Origin of the sequence: Achromobacter sp., from assembly GCF_036567245.1 — a bacterium.
Lineage (GTDB): Bacteria > Pseudomonadota > Gammaproteobacteria > Burkholderiales > Burkholderiaceae_B > Achromobacter.
This window is the reverse complement of sequence record NZ_DATCUY010000318.1, coordinates 1-2001: the sequence shown is the minus strand read 5'-3', so window position 1 is coordinate 2001 and position 2001 is coordinate 1. Positions and strand designations below refer to the sequence as shown.

The window sequence follows — 2001 nt, the reverse complement described above, 5'->3', positions numbered from 1 at the left end:
CGGCGGTGAGCACCGCGGGCAATCCCGGCAGCGCGGGTGCGGCGTCGAAAGACTGGCCGGCCAGCAGCGCGACCTGCGCGCGCACCGCGTCGAGCGCGGCCATCAGATCGTTGACCCGGGCCTTTGCGTCCTGCACCAGATTCTGCGCATAGGCCTGCGCCTGGGCGAGCAGATCCTGCAGCGTGTCGTTCAGCACCTGCAAGGCGGCTTCGGCGATGCGGCCCGGTTGCTGCGCCAGATCCGCCACCAGGCCATAGAGGCGGCCCATTTCGTTGACCAGGCTTTCAAGCTGGGAACAGGCTTCCGATACGAAGCGCGGCACCTGTTCCGGCGTGCCGGCGGCGTTGGACACGGCCTCGATCACGTCGCCCAGCGGAATGCAGCCGAACAGCAGCGGAAAGGGCAGGTCCGAGGACAGGACCTTGGGAAAGATGTCGGGGCCGTCCATCTTGCCGGCGACGAAGTCCGCCACTTTGCCGCTGACCGGACCCGCCATGCGCGATAGCGCCGTGGGCCGCAGATTCGGCTGGACGAAGCCGCCGGCGCGGTCGCCTTGGGCGGAGAAGTTCAGCACGGCATCCCCGCGGTAGCCGGGCTCGGCGTCTATATTGCCGAAGACCTGGCCGACGTTGCCGGAGTCGAATCCGAAACGCAGGTAGTGGTCGTTCCAGCTGAGCACGCTGTTGCTGTCGCTGCCGGTCAGTTCGGCCAATGCGGCGATGCGGATCTCGGCGCGCTTGATGCCCGGATAGAACACGGGGCCGTTCAGGGAGTCGCTGTAGGCGCGCAGCTGGGTATTGCCCGGATCCACCAGGCCGTCGAACTCGATGGTCTCCGCTTGCGCCGCGGTATCGCCGGGCTTGAGCGGAGAGGCGAACGTCACGCGCTGCTGCTTGAACTGCGCGGTGCGGCGGCTGGATTCGGCGTTGCGCCAGGCCTCCCGCGTTTGCTGCGCGAAAATTTCCGCGTTCGCATAGTCCGGCGTCAGCCATTGGCCGCTGAGCTTGCGCGGGCAGGCCCGGCCGCCGTCCATGAAGATCATGGGCAGGTCGAACTGGACGTTGCGGCCGTCGATGTCGGTGGCCGAACAGGCAAAGCGGAAGGGAATGGTTTCCACGCACGGCCAGAACAGCAATTGCCCGAGGCCGTCGATGCTGCTGGCCGCCGAAGTGGGCGCATCCAGGCTGGGCGTGACGGCCGTCAGGATGCGCACGCTGGAGAACGGCATCCGGCGATGCAGGAAGATCATGCTTCCGGTGTCGTCCCGCGCTTGCAGTTCCGGGTCGGCGTACACGCGTTCGCGTTCGCGCACGATGATGAACAGGCGCTGGCGCAGGTAGGCCGTGTTGCCGGGCGTGGTGCCCGTATGGAACTTGCGTTCGCTGACCTTCACCAGCGAGGCGCGGTGGCCGAAGGGAAACAGCAGGCCCTTGTAGACGACGCGGACGTAGTGGTCGCGGCCCATGGCGCCGCGATGCGTCCATTCTTCCAGCGACAGTCCCGGCGCGTCCCAGTTGCCGCGCGAATCCAGCCACGCGCCCAGCGCGGACAGCATCAGCAGCTTGGCGTCCACGGGCTGCGGCGTGTAGTTGGCGACGGAGAAGTTAGACGACAGGTGCGCGATCTGGAAACGGTCGAAATCGTCCATCGGCATGCGGAAGGGCGATGTGTTCGGCTCGGGCAGATAGCTCACCGTCGGCACGGGAAAGGCCGCTTGCATGGGCTTGGTCGTGCCTTCGCCGCCCAACGCCCAGACCGCGCGCACGCTGGGCCGGGCGTCGTCTGCCCTGGGCGCGGTCGCGCTGTCTTGCGGCTGTGCGGCCAGCAACTGTGTATGCCAAAGCTCGGTGTGCTGCGTGGCGGCGGAAGTGGCCGGCGCTTTGGCGTGGCGCCAGCGCTCGTCCGCGTGCGGGCTGAGGATCAGCCGCCAGGGCAGTTCTATCGCCGTCTGTTGCGCGGCCGGCAATGCGGGCTTGGGGCCGCGCCTGAGGATTTCGATCA

1 pseudogene is annotated in these 2001 nt (G+C 67.5%); it reads right to left on the bottom strand.

Annotated elements, in window-relative coordinates:
* Positions 1–2001: pseudogene (locus tag VIR09_RS13965) on the bottom strand (hypothetical protein); the annotation flags it as partial.